This is a genomic window from Microcoleus sp. CAWBG27 (assembly GCF_020883145.1).
Classification (GTDB): domain Bacteria; phylum Cyanobacteriota; class Cyanobacteriia; order Cyanobacteriales; family Microcoleaceae; genus Microcoleus.
In genome coordinates this window covers 52,320-75,633 of the sequence record NZ_JAHREU010000035.1, presented here as the reverse complement: position 1 = coordinate 75,633, position 23,314 = coordinate 52,320, and the positions used below count along the sequence as shown (strand labels likewise).

Sequence of the window (23,314 nt, the reverse complement as noted above, 5' to 3'; positions counted from 1 at the left end):
TTATTTTAGGTGAATTTGACAAGTATCTGTAACTCTAAAACCGCATAGGTTCAGCCCAAAAGTTTTTGGGCTTCCAGTTTTCACAACTGGTAAAAAAATCAAACCCACATCTGCGGAATGTGGGATAGAAGTTAAGAAAGAGGAGAATCCTGGTAAACGAACAATTCGTCAGCTTTTAGAAAGTGCAAAAAAGGCAGAAATAGAGGAAGAATACACAAAGAAAGAGCTAGCTAAAGCTGCACGAATCAGAGAATTAGAAGCTTTGGCTAAGCGAGAAACGGCTGCTTGGGAAGATATAGACGCTCTTATTCAAAAAGGAACTTCTAGCTCTTACGATGAAGTAGTGCCGTTACTTTTAAACCTCCGAGATTTAGCGGCTCATCAAAACCAAACAGTTAAATTTTTAAAACGGCTTCAACAACTTCACGATCAATATAGCAGTCGCTCTGGATTGAAAAGACGTTTGCTTAAGGCGAATTTATTATAATCCAAATCAAGGTACGTTGTTGGGCTTTAGCCCTCTTTATTTATATCTTGAAAGAGGGCTAAAGCCCAACAACGTACCTATTTTTTCAATACGCAGCGCAGGCTTTTTTCAACCAGGTGATTGTGGCAGTATCGAATACGGGGGCGAGTTTCTCAACTACCGAAGCGTGATAGTTGTTTAACCATTGTAATTGAGTTGTTGACAGCCGATCGACATTTATCAATTTTTGCTCGAACGGAATATACGTCAGCGGTTCAAATCCGTACCAAGCCGTACCGTTTTTAGACGGCATTTCCCTGACAACATAGAGATTTTCGAGGCGAATTCCGCCCCAGCCTGGTTCGTAATATCCCGGTTCGATACTGGTTATCATTCCCGGTTCGAGGGGATATTGGACAAATTTGCTGATGCCGTTGGGGCCTTCGTGACCGGCTAAAAATGCGCCGACTCCGTGGCCTGTGCCGTGTCCGTAATCTAGCTGTTGTTGCCATAATACCGCACGGGCGATCGCATCTAACTGCGATCCGGTTGTACCTTTCGGGAATTGCTGCATGGCACAGTTGATGTGTGCGATTAAAACTGTGGTGTAGTGTTCGATTTGCTGCGTTGTCGGTTCCCCGACTATCATAGTTCTGGTGTCGTCGGTTGTACCGGCTAGATACTGTGCGCCTGAGTCTAGCAGCAGCAATTCTCCTGGTTTGAGCGTGATTTCGGGGCTGGGAGTGCCGTAATGTACGATCGAGCTATTTGCTCCCGCACCTGCGATCGTTCTAAATGTTAAAATATGAAAGTCAGCTTCTTGTTGATAAAAACTTTCGATACTTTCTTTAACATCAAACTCCGTCAGGACTTTACCATTTTCTAGCTGTTCGCTCAACCATTTTAAAGTTAGAGTTTTAGCTCGACTTGCCTTAAAATTAGCAGATTTCATCTGCTCGATTTCCACCGGATTTTTCCGAGCTTTCATCCCTTCCACGGGATTTAACTGAAAAACTATTTCAATGTTATTTTTAGCTTTTTGCTGGTCTAAAATTAACTGGTACGTGCCTGCCGTACTGTGTTTCGAGTCCAATAGCACCCGAACTTGTTTCGGCAAATTAAAACAACGTTCCAAGGTTGATGGATAGTCGGAGTAGGGAAGTAAAGTTGCAACCCCCGCCAATTCTTGCTCGATTTCCGGTGAAACTCGTTCGAGATTTGTGAACAAAAATGCTGCATCTGCCGTGACAATCGCGTAGGATATGAAAATGGGAATGTGGGGAATATCCGAGCCTCGCAGATTGAACAGCCACGCTATTTGATTGAGGTTGGTAATCGGGAGCAAGTCGATGTTGGTTTTCTGCATCGATTCTCTGACTCGGACTAATTTTTGGGCGGCGGTTTCTCCGGTCAGGGATGCTGGTAAGCTAAATATAGGAGATTCGTCAATCGCGGGTAAAGTCTCTGTTGTTTGTCGAACCTTGTCTGCTAAATTCTCCGGTATCGATACGAGTTCAATTCCCGCTGTTGCAAATTTGTTCACCCAATTTTGATATTGCTCTGTCGCTACGGTAAACGGATCGAAACCGAATCTAATTTTAGTTGATTTTTGTGCGGATTCAGTTGCCAGTTTTTCTAAAGTTTCAATTAAGCTTAAATTTCCTTCCAAGCCGAGTTTGGATATTTGAATCAATCCGGCATCGACTTGTAACTCTGCTTGTTCGTAATAGCGGGAATCGACAAACAACCAAGCCGAATTTTTGCCAACCAACAAATCGCCAGCCGAACCCGTAAAACCGGAAATCCAAGCTCGTCGCTGCTTTGCTGCTGGGACTGATAAGTTTAAGTGTTCGTCAACTGCTGGGATGAAATAGCAATCTAAGTCATGGTTTGCCATCAAAGCACGCAAAGTAGCAATTTTTTCAACGGAGGCATTCTCAAGAATGCGTTCAGCTTTAAAGTTAGTTGTAACCATTTTTTGATATCCTATATTACTGATTTAAAATTGTCTTCAAACCTTTCACGAGCCTGCTAATTCCGGCGGTGGCTGTTGCAGTTTCTAGGGCGCCGTAAGCAACGCGCAAATAGCAGCCGCTATCCATACCGAAGGTTGTCCCGGGAAGTACGGCTACATGATGTTCGCGGATTAATCGCTCTACTAATTCCATGGTATCGAGTTCGGTGTCAACTTTCAAGAAAAAGTAGAAAGCCCCGGCGGCTGGCGAAATTGTACACAGATTTTGGATAGTATTGAGTTCGTCTAATACGACTTGGCGTACAAGTGCGATCGCCCTTACATAATTATCGCAGTAACCTCTACCAACTTGCAAGGCTCCCAGGGCTGCATACTGGGAAATTACCGGCGGACAAATTAAGATGGTATCTTGAATTTTCCTCACCGAAACCAGCAAATGCTGCGGAATTACCATATACCCGATGCGCCAACTCGCAAAACCGTAGGCTTTGGAAAGGCTAAACAGGGAAATTGTATGTTCGCTGCTATTGGAAAAAGTTGCGGGCGAACAGTGTTTCGCGCCGTCATAGGTAAAATATTCGTAGGCTTCATCGCTGATGTGATAGATATTGTGTTGGCGGCAAATCTCGTTCACTTCCCGGAGAGATTCAGCAGAATAAACCGCGCCTGTTGGGTTGTTGGGTGAAATGGTGACAATTGCTCGCGTTTTGTCGGTGATTGCTTTTTTAATCGCAGCAATATTGAGTTGATAGTTGGCATCGGTTTCTACTATCACCGGGCGACAATTTGCCATGACAGCCGCCATTTCGTGGTTGAAATAATAAGGTGATTGAATAATAACTTCGTCTCCCGCCGAAGTGATGGCGAGAATCGCGTTGGTAAATCCCATGTTGCTGCCGGCGGTAACAACAATACAATTTTTGTTGTTAATTTCTATGCCGTTATCTGTTTTGAGTTTAGCTGCGATGGCATCTTGTAATTGTGGGATGCCTTCGACAGCTTTGTATTTGTGATTGTCGGGATTTGCGAAGAATTCTGGGATTTTGTTAAATGATTCTGGGGGCGGATTGTAGTAAACTATGCCTTGTCCTAAGGATATCGTTCCCGGATTTTGCCGGATTAATTCGCCAACTACTGGAATGATTGGCGATTGTACCGATTGCATTCGAGTTGGGTGATTTTTCATTCAATTTAACTCTGTTTTTAGGATTAAATTTGTTTGGAGACGGCGGTTGAAACCGCGTCTACACAAGGGAAGTCCGCCTCCGCGGACTGAAGAAAATAACTGAAAAAAACAGCGTAATTTTAACTACCCAGTCTTCAACCCGCGGAGGCGGGTTTTGCTTGTGTAGACGCGGTTTCAACCGCCCTGTCTTCTAAACTCTTTCAACTTCTATTCTAGAGCCTTGCGGGGATTTGAAAACTTTAACTTGGGCGGGCAATCTTTCGCCCAATCCTCTAACGTGGGTAATCACTCCAATCAGCCTTTCTCGCTGCCGCAACGATTCTAAAATTTGAGTGACGCTTTCGAGGGTTTCTGCATCTAAAGTGCCGAATCCTTCATCCAGAAATAAGCTGCCCAGTTGAGCTCCTTGAGATAGTTTTTCTGATAAAGCTAAAGCCATTGATAGGGAAGTGGCGAAGGTTTCGCCACCGGAAAGGGTTCGCACTCGTCTGGCTTCGCCGCCATTCCAATTATCTGTTACCCAGTATTCGCCGTCTTGGTTTTTTAACTTGTAGCGATTTTCGGTTAATTCTTGCAAAATCAAGGTGGCACTGCCGACTAATTCTGCTTCTAAATGTTCTAAGATGTAGGATTGAAATTCGTTGGATTTGAGATTCTGCGCTAGGGTGTGATAGGTTTGCTCTTGTTCTGTGAAATTTGTAATTTGCTGGGACAGTCTTTCGGCTTGTTCGAGGGTTTGGGCTGCTACTTGAATCCACACTAAAAGCTCAGCGCGGTTGTTGTTGGCTTGTTTGAAGTTTTCTTGGGCGGTGTGTTTTGCCGATCGCACTTGTGCTAAAGTATCTTCATCGGTAGTCCTGCCTGCGATCGCCTCGCCTAAATCCTTCGCCCGCGTCTCCAACTGAATTTTTGACTCGCGCACAGACCGAATCGCATTTTCCCACTGCGATTGTTCGCTAACGGGCGCCACCGCTGCTAAAAATGTCTCTTCTGTGAAATCAGCCGCTGTTAATTTTGCTAACCAATCCTGGTTTAACTGCTGTTTGCTGGCTTGGGCTCGTGCAAAAACCTCCCCTGCTTGTTGCTCTCTCTCGGCTGCTTGAATAGCAGTATTTTGAGCGGTTTGATAGGATTTTTCGGCAGTTGTCAGTAGATTTGCCAGCTTTTGCTTGTCTTCTGCTAAGGCTTTTGCTAAATTAGCATAGGGTTGATATTCTGTAATTTGATAAAGCGCATTCACACAACTTTGCAACTGCTGCTTCCGACGGTCTGATTCGGCGATCGCATCTTGATATTCTTGCTGTTTAGCTGCTTGAGCCGTCACCGCAAAATTAAATCTTTGTTCGTAATTGTTATATTCCAAGGATGCGAGTTGGAATTGCTGCTCGGTTTCGCGGTATTGGCGATCGCTATCTGCAAGTATAACCAACTCCTGCTGCAACTGCAAGACTTCCCACTGCGGATTTTCCAGAACTTGAGTGATTTGCTGCTGCAACTGAGCAACTCTCTTCTCTGTCAATTCCAATGCTAGAGCAATTTCTGACTGTTTTTGCTCGCAAGCTGAAACTGCGCTTTTCGCCTCAGCCACCGCCATTTGAGCAGTTGGCAAAACCTGATTTGCAGCCGCCACTTTCCGGCGCAAACCAGCAACATCGACAATCTTAGAAATCGGCAAAGCAGGTAGCAAATCGCTCTCAGGATGCACCCCCCCGCACACCGGGCAATTATCCCCAGCATTCAGCGACATCCTGACAGCAGCAACACTCTCTAAACGCGCCGCTTCCGCATTAGCAGTTTCCACCGCTTCTAACTCGGCACTGCACTCTTTTAGCCTGATTTCTGCTGCTGCTAAATTAGTTGCAACCTGCACGTAATTCTGTTCGGCCATGCCTTTTTCAGCGACAGATTTATTCAACTGTTCGCGCTGAGTTTTTACCTGTTTGGCAATTAGCTGAAGTTCCATCAATAAAGGTGCAACTTCCTGCAATTTTTCAAAACGCTTTCCTCCCGGCGAATAGTTTTCGAGCATTGCCGCTACTTGAGTAACCCGAAAACCAGCCACCTGAATTTTAGTATTAGCAGCGTGCAGTTCTTTATCTGCTACTTGGAGAAAGCGGAGTTTTTCCTGTTGATTGTTCTGGGCGAGGGCAACTTCTTTGTCTAATTGAGTGCGCTGTTCTTCATATACTTTCGCAGCAGCCAGAGCATCTTCGCGAGCCTTAATTTGTGGTGCTAATACCTCAAATTTGGCTTTGGCAGCTTCAAATTGCTGTTGCTCTGTTGCTTGCTCCGAGCGAGCTTTAGTTAACCGCTCTCGCGCTGATAAAGCAGCACTTTCCGCAGTTTTATGCTGACTCCGAGCCGATCGCACTAAAGCCCAATCTCCCTGTAAATGGTTGGCAGCTTGCGCTCTTTCTAAGCGCTGTGCTAAAATTGCTATCTCGGCGGAATTAGCATTTAATTTCGCTAATTCTTGTTGCAACTCTTGCCAGCGAGTGATTTGGGAAAATAGCTGTTCTTCTTCATCCACAGCCTTCTGAGCTTCCATAACAGCGCGCTCGAACTGGGGCAACTGCTGCTCTAAAATCCAAAGTTGCGATCGTTTTAATTCTACCTCATCCGCCGCCGGAGCGCTCAACTCAGCTAACTGTCTTTCCACCATTTCCCGTTCTTGTTTCAGCAACTTCGCGAGTTCGTTTGCTTCCTTCCGCATCTGCTCAAAAATTTCAAAACCCGCTAGCTGCCGCAAAATTTCTCGGCGCTTAGAAGTATCCCCTTTAATAAACTCATCAAACTTGCCTTGAGGCAGAATAATGGCTCTAGTAAAAGTATCAAAATCCATTCCTAAAATCTGTTCAATCGTATTTTGAACAGCAACAATACTCGTTCCCAAAGTTTCCCAAGTGCCATTTTGCCAACTTTCCAAAATCACCTTGTTCTCGGGAGATTTCGGACGAAAACGCCACCTCCGCGTCACCCGATACTGTGCCAAACCCACAGCAAAACGCAACTGCACCTTTAAATTTTCGCTCCCTTGACTTACCAAATCAGCTACTTGTTTGCCACTGCGATTTGTCGTACCAAAAAGCGCGTAAGTCATCGCATCTAGCAGTGAAGATTTACCCGCACCAGTAGCGCCAGTAATTGCAAACAAATCGAGTTGAGAAAAATCTAAACGTTGTTCCCGGCGGAAGCTGGTAAATCCTTCGAGCAAAAGTTCTAGTGGACGCATACTGATTTTAGATTTGGGGATTGGGCATGGGGCATCGGGCATCGGGCATTGGGCATTTTGGCAATTATATTGTTCCGAGTGGTATGGGCTTTTCTTAAGTTTGTTAGGGATAACAGTTGACAGTGAACTCTACCTGGAAGGAAGAGGATTTGATTAAACAGTTGACAGTTGACAGTTGACAGTTGACAGTTGACAGTTGACAGTTTGAGAGCAACCTCTACCTAGAAAGAATAGGATTGAAGTAATGAATAGTCTGACTTTAATGTCTCCCTCAAAGGGTAATGAATAGTCCGATTTTAATTTTTCGCTAAAAGGAGAGGCTTTAAACCAATTATTTTGGTAAAAGTCCACCAATTATCAATTACCTATAGCGGTTCTCAAAAAAGTGATGTATGCTCTCTTTGCCCGATGCCCGATGCCCGATGCCCATGAGTACCTCAGATTTCTGAGAAAGGCTATATTTAACTATTAACTGTTTCCTTAAACTTCTTGTACAAATTCTCAAATCCCTCCAATACAGCGGGTTGTGGTGTCGTTCCCAAGCGGTTTTGATAATAGTTGCAGAACTCTGCTGCGGGATCGAAATTGTTGGGATCGATATTAGTGCTCTCTGTTGGTTCTAGCAGTGCATCCCGATAGCGCGGTTCAATTAACACTGCTTGAGAACAGATTTGCCGCACGCGATCGGCTAATCCGATTTGCGGGCTATCCAATTCGACAATTACCTTCAAATAACCAGGATGATACTGATGAGCTTCTAAAGTAGCATCAAGATTGTCATTATCACATTGAAGCACTTTTAACGGTTTGTGGCAAGCCACAGGTATAAATTCTACCTTTGCCTGACTTCCCGGCTCAACTTCGATCGAGTAAAATCCTTTTTCCTGTTCGGCTTCTCCAAAATCTAACTGAATCAAAGAACCGGAATAATAAGCGGGAGAATTCTTAGCAATCCGCTGGTGAATGTGGATGTGTCCGAGGGCTACATACTGAGCTTCTGGCGGCAGAGTTTGCGATGATAGCAGGTATTGTTCTCGCGTGTAGTAAGCGACTTCGGATTTAGCCAAGCGAGCACCGTCAATGCTCATGTGTCCCATCAGCATATTCACTGTATTGTCTCGAAAATCTGTGGTTAAATTTTGCAGTAAATCTGCTACAATCTCGCGGTAGTCTTGACGGCGGTTGGCGTCGCCGGAGTGCCACAGAGAATTGGCATCTAACAGTCTTTGTTCCGAAGCAAAAGGCATCGCTCCTACGCACAGTTTACCGCTTTTTGTATTCAGAGTAATCGTGCCGCCGTCTGCCGATCGCCTGGGTTTACCCAAAGCGCGAACGCCGGCAAGGGATAGCAGTTGGGCGATGCTGTCGATGCGGGATGCTGAATCGTGATTGCCGGCGATCGCAATTGCGGGAATTTCGGCTGCTTGGAGTCCGCAGAAAAATTGATAGGCAATGCGTTCAGCGTAGGCTGGAGGGTTGGGAACGTCGAAAATGTCACCGGCGACCAAAACAGCATCAACATCGAGCTCCTTGGCTTGTTTCAAAATCTGTTCCAGGGCGATCGCAATTTCAGAAGTGCGATCGATCCCTCGAAAACGTCGTCCCAAATGCCAGTCAGCAGTATGAATTATTCGCATAGTAAGTTCGGCAGTTGACAGTTGACAGTTGACAGTTGACAGTTGACAGTTGACAGTTGACAGTTGACAGTTGATTTGTAGTAGCGGCGGTGGATGGTGCGTGCCCGCCCTTTTAGTTGACAGAAGGAAGAAGACTTAGATAGTAAACTTGAGCGCGAGTTGTATTTTATGTTTGATTAGGTGCAGTGATAGTGGATTTATTTATAAAGTGTACAAGTTAATTTCAAACTGAGATATTCTATCACTTATCTTCACCAGACGGGCGGTTAACTCGAATCAGCATACCTGTTAATGTTTCTAGATTAGAAATAGCCTCATCAATCCGCGCTGCCAGCCGCTCTCTATTTGAATCATCTTTACAAACAATGATACCAGCATGGTCTGGTTGTAATGTATGCAGCTTGATAAAATGACGGCGATTGAGTGTTAAAATAGCGCGATCGATACTCAATGCAAAAGCTAATACTTCGTCATCAGGAATTTTTTGATTAGCATTTCCTGCTTCCTGTACTGTCAGGACATCGTGACCTAAAGTCCTTAGAAATTCTACAATTCGCCTTGGGTATTGTTCATCTGCATAAAAACGTGCCACTTTTTAATCCTCCTCATTTTCTTGAATTGCTGTTTCAATCTCGTCAGGATATGCCTCAGCATAAGCCCAAGCATTTGCCAAGTCAGCGGCACGCAGAGTCGGATAATCTTCTAATAGTTCAGATTCCGAAATACCTAAACGGCGAGCATTTACCAGCACCCAAACAGGAATGCGCGTTTGTCTGATACAAGCATCGCCGCCGCACACGCCAGGAGTCTTTTGAATTCCCGACCAAAAGTTAGTTAAGCTTTGGGCTAAAATTTGTATGGCTTGAGTCTTTTCTTCGGGACTTAGCGCCAGGAGTTGCGGTTGTAATTCTTTTAGTGTCATGTTCGTTATTCGTACTAAGTGGTAAAAAGTATATGTTTGGTACTTGTCAAACTATTCTAGCACTTGCTACCCAGATTTATTCAGCCTATTTAAGTTCCAATTGTCTGGTACGCATTACCAGCCAAGAATAGAGAATAATGTAACTCACAACTTCATTAAACAAATACAAAAACCTGCACTTTTAATCCTCCTCATTTTCGTGAATTGCTGTTTCAATCTCATCAACGTGTGCCTCAGCATAAGCAAAAGCATTTACCAAATCGGCAGCACTCAGATCTGGATGACCTTCTAAAATATGAGCATCGCTAGCACCTTGACGGCGATAACTTATTAACAGCCAAACAGGAATGCGAGTTTGTCTGATGCAAGCTTCGCCACCCATTACGCCGGGAGTCTTTTGAATTCCCGACCAAAAGTTGGTTAAGCTTTGGGCTAAAAATTGTATGGCTTGAGTCTTTTCTTCGGGACTTAGCGCCAGGAGTTGCGGTTGTAATTCTTTTAGTGTCATGTTCGTAATTAGTGATGAAAATCTACGTTTTGTCACCATCAAACTATTCTAGCACTTGCCACCCAGATTTAATTCAACATATTTAACGGTAAATCGTAGGCTGCACCGCCAGCACCAAATCCGAGAACAATGTATAGCGTTTCTCAAAAAGATGAGGTATAACAGACAGCTTGTAAAACCACTAAACTATTAGGGCTAAAGCCCAACAACGTACCTCATTTTTCTGATAACAGCCATAACTCAAAACTTTTATTCAACAGGCTTCACATCGTGAAACAGAGTATAATCAACCACTCGCGAACCATCCGGTTGTCTGTGAATAATATCTACAAACCGCATATTCCACACAATTTCTGACGCTACAAAAGAATGTCTGGCGTGAATTGTTTGCGAAACTGTGTCGTCAATTCCCGTTAGCGTAATTACAATTTCGGCTTGCTGCTCGATCAAATCTTTGGCGGTAAGTTGGTACAAAGGACTGTTCTCATCAATTGCGTGCATCACCGTCCAAGTTAAGGCAAAAATAGGAGATTGACTCCGGATTAATTGCAAATCGTAAAAACGCCGCATATATTCTCCTTCCGAGGTTACTTCGTCGCGGATCAAAGTAGCTCGCTGTTGCGCTTCTAAAATTTGGTTGAAGCGCTGATTTCCTGCGCGGTACATCAGAGTCGGAACGCCGTTGAAAGGAGCGATTATAGCTACGCGGCTGAAGATAACTCTAGCACTTGGTCGAGAAAATCTCGAAAAAGCCAGTCCCGTTACCATAGCGACTCCCCACAAACCAAAAAACGCTTCGATCGCAACTATAGTGTTAGCGTACTCCGTCCGCGGATACATGGCACCGTAGCCGATTGTCGCCATTGTTTGCACGCTGAAATAAAAGGCATCTTTGAATGAACCGGGCCGTGCATTAGCAATACAATCTCCTCCCGCTAAGTAAGCTAAGGCAAATAAAGAATTTGTCAGTACATACGACAGACAAATCAGCATAAAAAATTGCGGCCAAGAAAGAGTTAGCAGCCTGTGATATAGATCGGCAAAATGCAGGCGAGGTACTCCCAACTTGACAATACTTAGGGGGAATTGTCCTTTGCGACTGACTAAACGAGGCTGTGGCGGGCGATTGCGGTGAATTTTCATTGCGATTTGTAACTGCGGCTGTGTCAAATTGTAACTATTGCTTGGAGCTGGAAAACTTATCCTTTAGACTGATGTCTAATTCCAAAAATTACGATAAAAGCGGAGTTTTAAAAATGCTTGAGCTTAACTGGCATGATAATCTGGCGATCGTTTCTTTTGTCGCTGCTATTGCGGGTCTACTGTTGCTGAGCGATAATCCCACCTCTGACGGGGCTGACGATTCCCTACGGGATAGCTTCGCCGATCGCACTTTGAGCGAAGAAATCCTGATCAAGATGAGCTTTACTTACTGGATAGTTTACTGCATCTCTGTTTTCGGGCTGAAACTTCACTTACCAGAGGATAGCTGGTTGTTCCTGAGTTTGAAGCTGACTACTGTTCTTTCTTATTTGTTGACTGCTTCTAGTATCCTCAGCCTGCCGCTGCAACGCATGGCTGTCAGACAAGTTGAAGAGTGAAAAGAACGGGTTTGCAGTCAGGACTTCAGTCCTTCCGGTTGGAGTGAAGAAGGACTAAAGTCCTCACTACAAACCTCTTCAATAGTTTTGCATTAAAGATCGTCGGTTAAAACCGACTCTCATATCAAATGCCGTGAGTTCGTCCCGCAAAGATCGATCGCACAATCAGGATTTAAAACCCTTAGAGCTTTTCTTTTTATCCTGCGGCTTGGACTTTGACTTGTGAACTTCGCCTAAAGCTTCCTGAAATAAGTTGTGCAGGTGCAGGGGAACGCTGGCAATTTCCGGGAGTTCGGGTTCTAAGGGTTTTTTGAATTCTTGCAGCAGGGGCTCTAAATCGCGATCGATCTGAAAGTCTGTGCGCTGCAATACTGTTTGCAAAATTTGTTGTAATTTCGCTGGATTAACTTTAGCTAACCGCCGCCAAATCCAGGCATTAATTGCCGGATCTTCTAGATAGCTGCGAAGGAGTTTATCGTAACCGGGAATGGTGGAAAAGTCCTCGGCTGCGAGCATTTCGGTAAACTGGCTGTAGTTAGACAAAAAGGTTTGTCCCCAGCGGGAATGAGAAAGCGCTGTCACCTTTTCGGCTTTTTTGAAGCGATCGGGCAATTCGACTTTCGGCGTTACCATTTTTGAACTCGCATTGCTGTCGATCGCCACTTCAACTGCATTAGCATCGGCGCCTGCTGCTGCGATGGCGACTGCTTTGATTTCTTCTGGATCGATTCCGGCATCTTCAACGATATCCGCGAGAGATTTACTTCGATCGATGCCAATATCAGCTAAGCGTTTTTTAGTCATTACCTCCTGAAATTCGGCCAACTGTTTGTTGAGGTGATATCCCGATAGCGTCACTTCGTCGCTGCCAAAAAATTCGGTAAAATCGTCGTGATACTGTTCTACCGACTTCCAAGCTTGCTCTAACAATTCTGGGGCGTCACTGTAGAGGTTATTTTTGTAATTTTGCTTGAAATTGCCGATCGCCACCGCCAACTTCGGCTTGCCCAATTTCCCCATGACAATCGGAGGCCCCGACAGTATCCACCAGTCATCGGTGAGAGGCGCAATCCGAGCCCGCAAGATTTCTCCTAACTTAAAGCGAGACATTTCTGGCAGGAAATTAGCGCTGTTGGGCTTGACAGAGTAGTGCTTCGCCGTCAGCCAGTTCATCAGTTCCAAGCTGTCGGGGGAAATTTTAGTGATTTCAAACAAGCCGGTGAAGCTTTTTTGGCCCCAACTTTTTAGCAAACCGATCTCGATCTCGGTTAAATCCGGCTGAGTTTCGACAAAAAGGTCGATCGGCGTTTTGTTTCCGACTTTACCTTCGACTGTAAAACTGTCAATTACCTGATTTTGTTGGGCAATATCGTAGCGCTCGCCCGTCGAGCGAATTGCGGCAAAAGCTTCTAAAGCTACCGCCAACTCTCCCTCAGCATCCAGCACAAAGTCAATTAAATTTTGCTTGAGTGTCCAAGCTCTTTCCAACATTGCATCCACAAGTTATACCAATTTTGAATGAAAGGATTTAGATTCTTAACAATTATCGGACTTGAAGCAACTGACGCTTTCACTCTCCGGCTGCGATAGAATGACGCAGATTGCGAAGAATGACCGAAATATGCGATCGATGCCTGAGTCCTGAATTAGTTTAATTTTAAGCCTAATTGTCAAAAAAAATGTCAGCCTCAAACTCTTATGTTAATCAGAGTTTGATATTCAAGCCGGAAAACCAGCCTTGGAAAGATTTGGCTTCCTAAAAAAAGCGATTTTAACTCATTTAAAAATACCCCTCTCCGATGTATAGAGTGGGTTCAAAATCCCCAATAACTTTGCTAAAATCGTGTTGAAAATAGTGTCATATCATCTCCGCTCGATTACCATAAAAAAAAGTTCGTAGTGCGGACTTCAGTCCGCAATCCGGATGCGGACTGAAGTCCGCACTACGAGCCTTACTTATTGTGATTAATCGATCGGACAAGGTATCCGATCTCAGTTCGTAGTGCGGACTTCAGTCCGCAATCCGGCTGCGGACTGAAGTCCGCACGTGCGTTCCTTACTTATTGTGATTAATCGATCGGACAGGATATCCGATCTCAAGCAGTCCAAGACTGAAAAATACTTGCTGGCGCCTTTAGCGGCCGTCTCGATCAATGTCGCCAGGAACAGCCCGTTCAACCCGATCCCAAGCGTCGCGCGTGGCGTGCTTAGCTTTTTCCCAAGTCACATTCGACTTACCGCGATTTGTTTCGTAATCGCGCTGCAAATCGCTTTCGATCTCGTTGAAGCTTTTACCTGTACTGCGATAGCGGCTGTAGCCCTCATAACCGGTGCGGTATGCCGGTTGATAGTCCTCGTAAGTTGTGCTGGTGTCCGCGTAAGGACGGGAGCTATGGTTGTTTTGCCAGTAAGCATCTTCTACCGTGGGGTCGATCGACTCTGCGACACCTTTACCCGCCAAACCGCCGCCAAACGCGCCTACAACAGCACCTACAACAGCTCCTACAGGCCCGCCAAGTGCACCGCCGATCGCAGCGCCAGCAGCACCAGCACTCGCAGCACCGATACCCGTTCCCACAGGATGAGCTCCGGTTTCCCCTGACAGCGGGTCGAGGTTAGCATCAGGTTGCTTCACCGTTTTGTTATCATTGCTCATGATATTTTTTCCTTTTATCTAACTGTAACTACGATTAAATTTAGCTTTTTAATTCCTATTTCTTCATCTTCCTTAGGGATGAATATGCTAGCTTAAAAAGCAGGCGAAGCGGAAGCATAAAACTATCCCGGACTAAATAGTAAGTGGTTAAACACGCTACTCAAATGACCTAAGGTGCGCGGCGGGAGCGCACCCTAAATAATTACGCTCAAACGAGATCGTGTCTCGTCTCTTACTCGCAATAAAAACGGTTTGTAGTGAGGACTTTAGTCCTTCTTTTTTGCGGACTAAAGTCCTCACTACAAACCAATTTTGTTTGGATTGTTAGAGCGGACATAATATGAGTCGCGATCTCTGCTCTTATTTGTCGTTACCCAAGCTGCATATTTACCAACTTGAGTTAGATGACAAATTGTTAATTTATTCCTTGCCCGTGACCTTTTCAATCAGGTCTTCAGCTTTTTGAACAATGTTTTCTTGCGGGTGTTCTTGCTTGTATTCCTTTAAACTTTCATCGTAAACCTTCTCAACCTTGGCAGGATTTTGAGCTGTATTGACGATATCTTCGTAAGCTGCTTGGGGATTGAGATCCTCAAAACTTTCTGCGGGGTCAGTAATTTTAGCCTCCGGCTGCGCCTGACTGCTGTATTGACCTGCGCTAGCAGCCTGACTGGGTACGACGGCCAGACCGGCCAGAACGAGCAAAGCCAGCGTACATACCAGCAAAATGCTTTGACTCAATGTTTGTCCAAGAGCTTTTAAAACCCGCTTCATATCAACGTCTCCTCGTATTTTGTCGCAAAAATTATCGTGTTTGTTGTCCCGATCGGGCGATCGCGCATCAAGAACCTCGGTTAAAGCGCCATCTTTATCGCAGCTACCAAAGAGCGATCGAGCGAACAGGGATATTTATCGTGATGTGCAACATCCTAAGCTCCTGCTTGTTACCATTACTTCTACCAAAAGATAGATTAGTTAAACCAGCGGAACTCATCTAGTGTGAGGGGCGATCCCCTTCCGCAAAAAATTCTATCTAGCGGTTCTCCCATCAATGACAAACCCTTGCTCTTCTTTCCTCTTCCTACCCTTCGGGAACGGCTTCGCCGAACGCGTGCTTCGCGTCTTCGCGGTTCATCAAAAAAAGCCCATGCACCAAACATCAAAACTTGCATAAATACCCGATAAAACTACAACAAAACCTGCTCTATCTTAAGGTTTCGACTCTGCATAGCTCCTTCAAACAGCTCAGTAGAAAGAGCCTGTTCTACCGACCAAACCCCCGGTTTTGTTAATGTCCCTTCCAACATTAATTGAGCAATGCTGCCAGTACCGATACCCGCTGCTGTGGCAGCATTCGGGTGTAGCGCTGTCGATCGCACTTTTGCGGGTTGACCGTTTTTGATACCGCTCACTTGCGATCGCACAGCCACGCCCACACCGCTAAAATTATTGCTAACAGCGGTCATCCCGTAGCTGACATAAGACAAAAACTCAATGACTGAATTATTTTTCAGCCAGCTATCCGGCCAGTATTTAGCAACAAACCAAGTCAAGTGATTGTAAAGATCGGGAGAAGTGCCAAATTTAGTAATAACTGTTTTTACGGGGAAAGTTTCGGGCAAAGTAATCGCTTCCGGCATATCGAACCAGTAAACGCCTGTTTTGCCGTAGGGTGCGGGAAACTCTATCATTTCGCGATCGGTGTATGGTTTGATTTGCTGTAGTTTGCCATCAACCAAAACATCAAAAGGAGTTTGCAAACCTAAAAAAGTAGTACGCATGACGGTAACGCCAGCACCGCCGGAACCGCCGACAACATAACTCAAATGAATGTGTTCTGCGGTATCTAATTCCTCCACATCTCGGCGCACCATGCTGTTAGAAACTCCCGGAAAAATGCCCGTATTGATAATCGCTGTCACCCCGGCATTTTTAGCAAGTTCCCGGCAGTCTAAAGCTCTGCGAGTAAAACTGCGGCTGTCGCTGACATCGGTATAATTAACCCCTGCTTCGATGCAAGTTTTCAACAGGCCGGCATCTCGGTAGTGAAAAGGCCCAGCACAGTGAACGACGAGGTTAGAGGATGAAACTGCTTGGCGCAAAGCAGCACTGTCTGCTAAATCTAAAGCTTGATACTGCACGCGATCGGGTGGCAATCCCGGCAGAATAGAGCCTTCAGGGTTGCGCCCGGTAACAGTAATTTCTGCGTCGGTATAGGTGAGAATATCTTGGGCAACGCTGCTGCCAATTCGTCCGCGCCCGCCGACAATCAAAACTCGGTTTGCCATCGCTCAAAAAAGGGTAACGCCATCTTTCAGTATGTCAACTTTGGGCCTGTCTTTTCATCGGCATAAAGTATGAATGTATGAGAATTCGAGATGGCTCTCGATCGGCGATCGCCCATGAGTGCAGATGGGCTGGGGCGATAGGCAAGAAGAATGACTTTTTAATTGATTTGCCCGTTTTTTCCAATATATAAAACGCGCGAGTCGGATTGTCCTGAAATAGCATACTCGTACAAATAACAAACAAAAAACACAGAGCAACGCAAATATCAAGATGATTCATCTGCGTCGCTCTGCGTTTATCTGCGTTCATCTGCGGTTGCTAAAAATCTTACTTCTAATTAATCCGAAACACCGACTTAGCCGTCGATTTCAGAGAATTAGCCGCATCGCTCAACGTTTGCGCGATCGGCTGCTGCGAGTGCATGAACACGCGAGCAGTATTGCGTCCCGGCATCCCCGAAATCGAGCCGCCGGGGTGCGTGCCCGCACCAGTGAGGAACAAACCGTCGATCGGCGTTTTGTAATTCGCCAACTCGGGTAACGGACGGAAAAATATCATCTGATCCAGCGTCATGTCAACGTGGTAATAATTCCCCTTCAGCGCCCCCAAACGTTCTCCCAATTCCGCCGGACTTTCCACGCGGCGGCCGATAATTGAGTTCTTGATATTGGGCGCGTATTCTGCTAATTTGTCAATGCAGCGATCGGCAACTTTGTTTTTCAGCTCGTCCGTCCAACCCGTACCGTGCTGGCCGGTTCCTTCAGCATTTTCGATTTGGTAGGGAGCAAAAAATTCAATCCAAGCCGTATGGTGTCCGGGGGGAGCCATTGACGGGTCTCGTACCGTCGGAAACACGACATACATCGACGGATCGGAATCGGGGATTTTGCCGATCGCAGGCTCGGTGTGAGCAATTTCTACGTGTTTCACCGAATCAGCAATCAACACAGAACCCATTAAATATTCGTCTTTATGGTTCCAGCGATCGAACTTAGGTACTTCATTGAGAGCTAAATCTATTTTCAGAATTGTCTCATTGTTATTGACAATTTTGCGCTCCAATCTTTCCCGCAAATTCGGATCGGCACTGTCAACATCGCTCTCATCCATCAAATGCAGAAACAAACGCTTCGCATCAATATTAGAAATGACGCCTTTAGTCGCTCGATATTCTGTACCGCCTGCAACTCTAACACCGACAGCGCGGCCGTTATCAACTAATATTTTCTCGACGTGCTGGTCAGTAAGTATAACACCCGCATAGCTTTGCACTAAATTGACCAGCGCTTGCACCAATGCACCCGTTCCTCCGCGCGGCCTCGCCATGCCGGGATTGTGACGCATTGCCATCATAATTGCGCCTACAGCAATGGTTTTTTGGGAAGGAGGCGCGCCTAATTCTGATGCCAATCGGGCGAGAGGTGCTTTAATAAATTCCTCATCAAACCATTCGTTAAGAAGATCCTCCGCACTGGTAATCATCGTGCGAATAAAGTCCAGCGTTTTCCCTGGGGAACCGATGACTGAAAATAAGTCTTTTAGTTTGGCAATATCATAATTGCCAGCAATATCTATAATCGACTTTGGTGGTGCGTTAAACATCGGAATCATCGCACTCAAAGCGCGCTGCCAAAAATCTGTATATTCGGCATATTTTTTAGCGTCGCGCTCGTTGTAGCGGGCAATTTCCGCACAAGTTTTTTCTACGGAACCGTGCGCTAAGAAATATTTGCCGTCGGGATGCGGACAAAACGCAACTGGATCGCAGTAAAGATATTCTAATCCGTATTTTTCCAGTTCTAATTCTTCTACAACCGGCCCTAAATGGATAAATTCGTGGTCGATCGCGCACAAGTTGAATTTAAAATCTGGTAATTCGGGAATCGCAGCTTCGGTAGTCGCGGCGCCACCGGGAACGGAACGTTTTTCTAACAAAAGAACGGTATATCCGGCTTTGAGGAGATAAGACGCACAGACAAGCCCGTTGTGACCTGCTCCTATGATAATCACATCATACGTTTGCATAGATGAAGCTCTGGGATAGGATGTTTTGCTCATTTTACAAATGTTAACAACTTTGCGGGCTCTATCAATAGAAATAGATTCATCTTAAGAGATTAGTTTTAGCATCTTACAAAAGATGGAGTGTGTGCCTAGTGCGGCTGTGCGATCGCCTTTATTTCTTCTTGAATTTACCAGAAAGAATTGGTTTAAAGCCGCAACCCCGATCGGGAGAAATTAAAAGAAGATTATTCATTACTCCAATCCTCGGACTTCCAGGTAGAGGTCGCTGTCAACTGTCAACTGTCAACTGTCAACTGTCAACTGAACGAGCGATCTCCACGCCAATTTGCCCAGCATTATATCACAGAAATTTTCATTTATCGGTATTGCCGAAAAACTTAATAATCCCTAGAATTTGCCAGATAAACTATTGTTTTGTAAACCAATGAAACAAAGCCGCGATCGTCGGAGTGAGCTTGATAAAGTTCGGTTAAATCCGAGATAAGTTTCTGCAATGGAGGCCCGGAGTTCGGCATATAAGATGAGCTTTGTGCCCGCCCGATTAACCCTGCTAAATCTAAATCTTGTCTATTAGCAAATTCGATCGATCGCACACAAGTAAAATCTGCACTCGCAAGTATTGGTTCGATCGAGCGATCGTGCTTTTGGGCAGGATAGCTCTGGGAAGCGCTCTTAACAATTTGAGTGTAGCCCTCTGTCAGCGCATCCGTGCGATCGCGCAAATTCCAAACTACAGCCAACCTTCCCGATGGCTTGAGAATTCGCCGAAATTCTGGTAAAGTTAAAACTGGATTGAACCAATGGAAAGACTGGAAACACGCGACTAAATCGATCGATCTCTCAGGCAAATTAGTAGCTTCGGAAGTTCCATCTCTAAACTCTACCAAAGTATGAAGTGCAGCCGCTTGTCTCATCTCGGCATTGGGTTCGATCGCTAATACTCGAACGCCTCTTTCTGCTAACAAACGGGAAGAAATGCCCGTACCTGCACCGATATCGGCTGCGGTTAACTGTGAAGGTTCCCCAACTCCTGCTAAAATCGCATCGATCGCAGCGGCTGGATAACTCGGGCGGTATTTGACATAATCCGTAGCGCGATCGGAAAATCGATCGAGTGGATTCATCTCGTATAACGGTGGTTGGGAGTTATGAGTCATTAGTTATTAGTTATGAGTTATAGCGGTTCTCACAAAGATTAGGTACGTTGTTGGGCTTCAGCCCTCTGGATTCAAGCGGTTATATAAGCTGTCAGTCATACCTCATCTTTCTGAGACAGGCTATATCAGTCATTAGTTATTAGCCATCAGTAATCATACCAAATCCGGGTTGGTAAATTATTTATTTTCTTAGTCCGCGAAGGCGGACTTCGTTTTTGTAGAAGCGATTTTAATCGCCGAATCATAGTTCGATCGTAGCGCAAAACGGGCGATCGGCGAACAATATAGGAATCCTTGCAGGAATCGTAAATTTTTAACCCCACCCCAGCCCTCCCCTTAGTAAGGGGAGGGAGCAAGAAATTGACAAATGATTTACGATCGCTATATTAATACTCATCCACAAACTGCTCGTGAACCCACACAAATTCGCGCCGTCTGTTCTGCACTCGAACTAAACCACCAAAACCAGGATCTTTGGCTTTTAGCAGCGCGTGTAATTCTCGCAAAATCGAGCCTTTTGCCACGATCGCTGAGTCGCCTTGTTGCCAATCTGGGATATCATTTTCGGTAGATGAATTAGTAGCTAAATCGCTGCCTTTCAAGGTAGACTCGATGCTTTTTTGTCCTAAATCGAGTTCTTCTTCAATGCCTTTGTAGGTGGCTTCATCTAGCATGAACTTTGTTGCCGAGGCTGCGACAGGTAAGACTAGACTCAGGGTTCCGGTCAAAAGTTTGAGATAGGGGGCTGCTTTGGTAAACCATGCGCGCGATACTTCCAATTCATAAACTCCTTTCTGCTTGTCGTGAGGATTTAAGGCGGGAAGCGGTTGACGAGAGTGTTCGCACCAGAGGGTAATTTGCAATTTTGTGCTGAGCCATTTTGGGCGATCGAAAAACTTGGGATCTACGGGCTTGAAACTGAACAAACGCGGCCCATCTTTTGCTTCATCGGTGAGCATTTGCATCAGTGACGCAAATTCTTCATCGACTTTGCTGAGAATGATTCGCTGTTCCTGAGACAGTGACTGATATCGTGCTTGATTTCGACTATCGAAAGTTACTAAATCTTCGCGGATGATTTTTAGCTCGTCTTTGACAATAGTGCGGAATTGCTGAATGCCGATTTCTTGGGATGGAGGTGGAGCAATTGGCGCGTTATTCAGCAAACAATCGATGTTTTGCCATTCACCGCAGCCTGAAATCGGACACGGATACTCATGACGATTCTTCTTTTTGCTTTCAATCAGTTTCTCTACTTCAAATAGCGCGTTTCCAGGCAAATCTTTACCACAAGGCGAAATGCAAGGAACCATCACATTACATCGCAATCCTTCCCAGAAATTCTCGACTAGCCATTTAATCTCTGCGGTGAGATAAGACAAAAACCGTTCTGGATAAGCTGCCCGCACGGTGATTTTGACATCACTGTCAATATATTCCAGCAATGCCCGACCGTTGTAGTCGTCGTCAAGCATCAAACCGCGTTGCCAATGGATGCTTTGTTCGTAATTGCATCGCCCCAGCGAGTATTTGTGCAAGCGCACAATCAACTGGTAAAACAATCCTTCTGCTACTGCAAGTTGTCCTCGATCGTCTACAATCCGACAGATTTGGACTTGTTGTCTGTCTCCGGCTTCCGGTTGCTGTCCCCAATCGGGCAATTCCGGGCGCGTATCGGGTACGAGTTGAGCGATCAAACTGGTGTTGCTGGGTTTAGTTGGGTCGATCACCACGCGGTAAGATAAATCGAAGCGTTCCATCAGCTTGAGAAAGATGGGATGTAGTTTTTTCGGGTAGCCATTCTCGCCGGGAAATGGGGGATTACTCCATAATTCACTGAGATGATCGAAGTCTACTAAACCATTGCGGCGGCGGGTCAATTCATCATCGAGTACGAAACTAATTGCCTTGGCCAACCAGTCCGGTTTGAGGATGACAATATCCCGCAGTATTGGATCGTAGTGGTAATGAATGATATGCCCCAAAACATGGGAAATACGAAGGAAAAGTTCTGCTTGTTCTTTATCGATTCCGTATTGAGTGCAGATGGTAATAACTTCATCGTAGGGGAGATAGGCTCGATCGTTTGTCTGGAAGATTTCCCGCACTCGCTGCCATTTGGCGGGAACCGAACGTCCCATTTCGGGAAGAGAGGCGGCGACATTAGCGATCGCACTTTTTAATTCTGCCACGCCGTTGCAGGAGTTTCGATCGTCAGGTTTGCTGTTGACATGGAAGAAGCCAAGCACCGTATCGCAGCCGAATCGATCGCAAATTTCCTGTCTGTCAATGTCGGGTTGTCGCTGTCCGGGGCCGCCGTGGGTGGCGACTACTAGCACTTTGGCATCTGGTTCGCGATGTTTGATCAGAGTAATCCACTCTTTGACAAAGCCTTGTTGGGGGCCTTCTCGCGGCTTCCACACCACCAGATACACGGCTGGAGCACTGAAAAACAACTGGTGTGTGGGTCGATAAACGGGTTGACCGCCAAAATCCCAACCATTGAGGGATATTTCTGTGCCGGTGTCGGGATGGGTGACAATGACTGGCTTAATTTCAATGCCGTGAGTGGTGGGACGACTTTCTAGCCATTCATCCTCGCGCAATGCTCCGAGGAGACAAGTTTTGCCTACTTCGCCTTCACCGATCAAAATTAGTTTGGCTTCGTTCAGGGTGATTTGTGCTTCGGCTTTTGCCCGCAGGTATTGCAAGACGGCTTCAGTGCCTTGTTGATAGGCGGCAGCGAGGTCAGGATTGAGAGGGTTGTTGTTGAGGTTAAGCTTTTGCAACTGGGTGAGAGAGGCGATCGCTTCTGGCAGTTCCCTCAGTTCGTTGTTGTAGAGGCAAAGCTCTTGCAACTGGGTGAGAGAGCCAATCGTATCTGGCAGTTTCGTCAGTTGGTTGTATTCGAGCCAAAGCTCTTGCAACTGGGTGAGGGAGGCGAGTGCCTCTGGCAGTTCCTTCAGTTGGTTGTTTTCGAGCCAAAGCGTTCGCAACTGGGTGAGAGATGCGATCGCCTCTGGCAGTTTCGTCAGTTTCAGACCCATAAGATCGAGAAATGTTGATCCCTTTCGCTGTGCCTCTTCAATGCGCTGCCGTGCTATCCGATCGCCCTCAGTTTCTAACATTGCCAATTCCTTGTTTTTATTTTTGTATATAAGTTCGATCTACCTTTGAGATGAAAGGGCGATCTTGAGACATCATTTGATTTTGAATATTCCTTAATCTCAATACAAAATAACACGAATATTTTGGCGATTCGTGAGGTTGGAGTAAACGAGCTAAACCGGGTTTTTGAGTCCCTGGGCTTAGTACAAGAAACCGGGTTTCTGCGAGGATTTACGCCTCCTCACCGAGATTTTGGAGAGAAACCCGGTTTCTGAGGCCCCATACATCGCCCCCAAATCCAAGAAACCGGGTTTCTACGACAATTTTCGCATCCCACCAGATTTTGGAGAGAAACCCGGTTTCTGAGGCCCTGCGCGATCGCCCCCAAATCCAAGAAACCGGGTTTCTGCGACAATTTTCGCATCCCCACCAGATTTTGGAGAGAAACCCGGTTTCTGAGGCCCTGCGCGATCGCCCCCAAATCCAAGAAACCGGGTTTCTGCGACAATTTTCGCATCCCCACCAGATTTTGGAGAGAAACCCGGTTTCTGA

General features: G+C 45.8%; 18 protein-coding genes. 2 read left to right on the top strand and 16 right to left on the bottom strand.

Annotation, left to right across the window (positions count from 1 at the left end; all coding sequences use genetic code 11):
- The first annotated feature begins 262 nt into the window (after window positions 1–262).
- The gene (locus tag QZ938_RS19425; RefSeq protein WP_293352892.1) at window positions 263–487 is read left to right on the top strand and encodes a hypothetical protein; all 225 of its coding nucleotides are present in this window, start codon (window positions 263–265) and stop codon (window positions 485–487) included.
- An 85-nt stretch (window positions 488–572) separates the two neighbouring features.
- On the opposite strand, the gene QZ938_RS19420 is transcribed toward QZ938_RS19425, so the two are convergent.
- From QZ938_RS19420 to QZ938_RS19385, 8 genes are all read right to left on the bottom strand, one after another.
- Window positions 573–2,441 (bottom strand): aminopeptidase P family protein, encoded by a 1,869-nt coding sequence (locus tag QZ938_RS19420; RefSeq protein WP_293352890.1) that lies wholly within the window; start codon window positions 2,439–2,441, stop codon window positions 573–575.
- Between the two features lie 16 nt (window positions 2,442–2,457).
- Complete coding sequence (locus tag QZ938_RS19415) at window positions 2,458–3,627, bottom strand: pyridoxal phosphate-dependent aminotransferase (RefSeq protein ID WP_293352888.1); 1,170 nt, start codon at window positions 3,625–3,627, stop codon at window positions 2,458–2,460.
- Window positions 3,628–3,817: 190 nt separating this feature from the next.
- Window positions 3,818–6,859 (bottom strand): SMC family ATPase, encoded by a 3,042-nt coding sequence (locus tag QZ938_RS19410; RefSeq protein ID WP_293352886.1) that lies wholly within the window; start codon window positions 6,857–6,859, stop codon window positions 3,818–3,820.
- A gap of 461 nt (window positions 6,860–7,320) precedes the next feature.
- Window positions 7,321–8,496 (bottom strand): exonuclease SbcCD subunit D, encoded by a 1,176-nt coding sequence (locus QZ938_RS19405; protein WP_293352884.1) that lies wholly within the window; start codon window positions 8,494–8,496, stop codon window positions 7,321–7,323.
- Between the two features lie 241 nt (window positions 8,497–8,737).
- The gene (locus tag QZ938_RS19400; protein ID WP_293147877.1) at window positions 8,738–9,088 is read right to left on the bottom strand and encodes a DUF5615 family PIN-like protein; all 351 of its coding nucleotides are present in this window, start codon (window positions 9,086–9,088) and stop codon (window positions 8,738–8,740) included.
- 3 nt (window positions 9,089–9,091) lie between these two features.
- Entirely contained in the window at window positions 9,092–9,418 is a 327-nt protein-coding gene (locus tag QZ938_RS19395) for a DUF433 domain-containing protein (protein ID WP_293147879.1), read from the bottom strand.
- A gap of 181 nt (window positions 9,419–9,599) precedes the next feature.
- Window positions 9,600–9,926, bottom strand: a complete 327-nt coding sequence (locus tag QZ938_RS19390; protein WP_293147881.1) for a DUF433 domain-containing protein — start codon at window positions 9,924–9,926, stop codon at window positions 9,600–9,602.
- A 249-nt stretch (window positions 9,927–10,175) separates the two neighbouring features.
- Window positions 10,176–11,069, bottom strand: a complete 894-nt coding sequence (locus tag QZ938_RS19385) for an ion channel (protein ID WP_293352882.1) — start codon at window positions 11,067–11,069, stop codon at window positions 10,176–10,178.
- Window positions 11,070–11,182: 113 nt separating this feature from the next.
- Between QZ938_RS19385 and QZ938_RS19380 the strand changes: the two genes are divergently transcribed.
- Complete coding sequence (locus tag QZ938_RS19380) at window positions 11,183–11,527, top strand: hypothetical protein (RefSeq protein WP_293352880.1); 345 nt, start codon at window positions 11,183–11,185, stop codon at window positions 11,525–11,527.
- Window positions 11,528–11,692: 165 nt separating this feature from the next.
- On the opposite strand, the gene QZ938_RS19375 is transcribed toward QZ938_RS19380, so the two are convergent.
- The 8 genes from QZ938_RS19375 to QZ938_RS19340 all read right to left on the bottom strand — a co-directional run.
- Complete coding sequence (locus tag QZ938_RS19375; RefSeq protein WP_363318870.1) at window positions 11,693–13,018, bottom strand: hypothetical protein; 1,326 nt, start codon at window positions 13,016–13,018, stop codon at window positions 11,693–11,695.
- A gap of 643 nt (window positions 13,019–13,661) precedes the next feature.
- Entirely contained in the window at window positions 13,662–14,183 is a 522-nt protein-coding gene (locus QZ938_RS19370) for a hypothetical protein (protein WP_293147889.1), read from the bottom strand.
- A gap of 420 nt (window positions 14,184–14,603) precedes the next feature.
- Window positions 14,604–14,957, bottom strand: a complete 354-nt coding sequence (locus QZ938_RS19365; protein ID WP_293147891.1) for a hypothetical protein — start codon at window positions 14,955–14,957, stop codon at window positions 14,604–14,606.
- A gap of 413 nt (window positions 14,958–15,370) precedes the next feature.
- The gene (locus QZ938_RS19360) at window positions 15,371–16,471 is read right to left on the bottom strand and encodes a saccharopine dehydrogenase NADP-binding domain-containing protein (protein WP_293352876.1); all 1,101 of its coding nucleotides are present in this window, start codon (window positions 16,469–16,471) and stop codon (window positions 15,371–15,373) included.
- 334 nt (window positions 16,472–16,805) lie between these two features.
- Complete coding sequence (gene crtO / locus QZ938_RS19355; RefSeq protein WP_293352874.1) at window positions 16,806–18,497, bottom strand: beta-carotene ketolase CrtO; 1,692 nt, start codon at window positions 18,495–18,497, stop codon at window positions 16,806–16,808.
- Window positions 18,498–18,874: 377 nt separating this feature from the next.
- Complete coding sequence (locus QZ938_RS19350) at window positions 18,875–19,654, bottom strand: class I SAM-dependent methyltransferase (RefSeq protein ID WP_293352872.1); 780 nt, start codon at window positions 19,652–19,654, stop codon at window positions 18,875–18,877.
- Between the two features lie 386 nt (window positions 19,655–20,040).
- Window positions 20,041–22,782 (bottom strand): COR domain-containing protein, encoded by a 2,742-nt coding sequence (locus QZ938_RS19345; protein WP_293352870.1) that lies wholly within the window; start codon window positions 22,780–22,782, stop codon window positions 20,041–20,043.
- A 294-nt stretch (window positions 22,783–23,076) separates the two neighbouring features.
- The coding region (locus tag QZ938_RS19340) for a hypothetical protein (protein ID WP_293365625.1) at window positions 23,077–23,314 on the bottom strand (238 nt) is incomplete at its 5' end.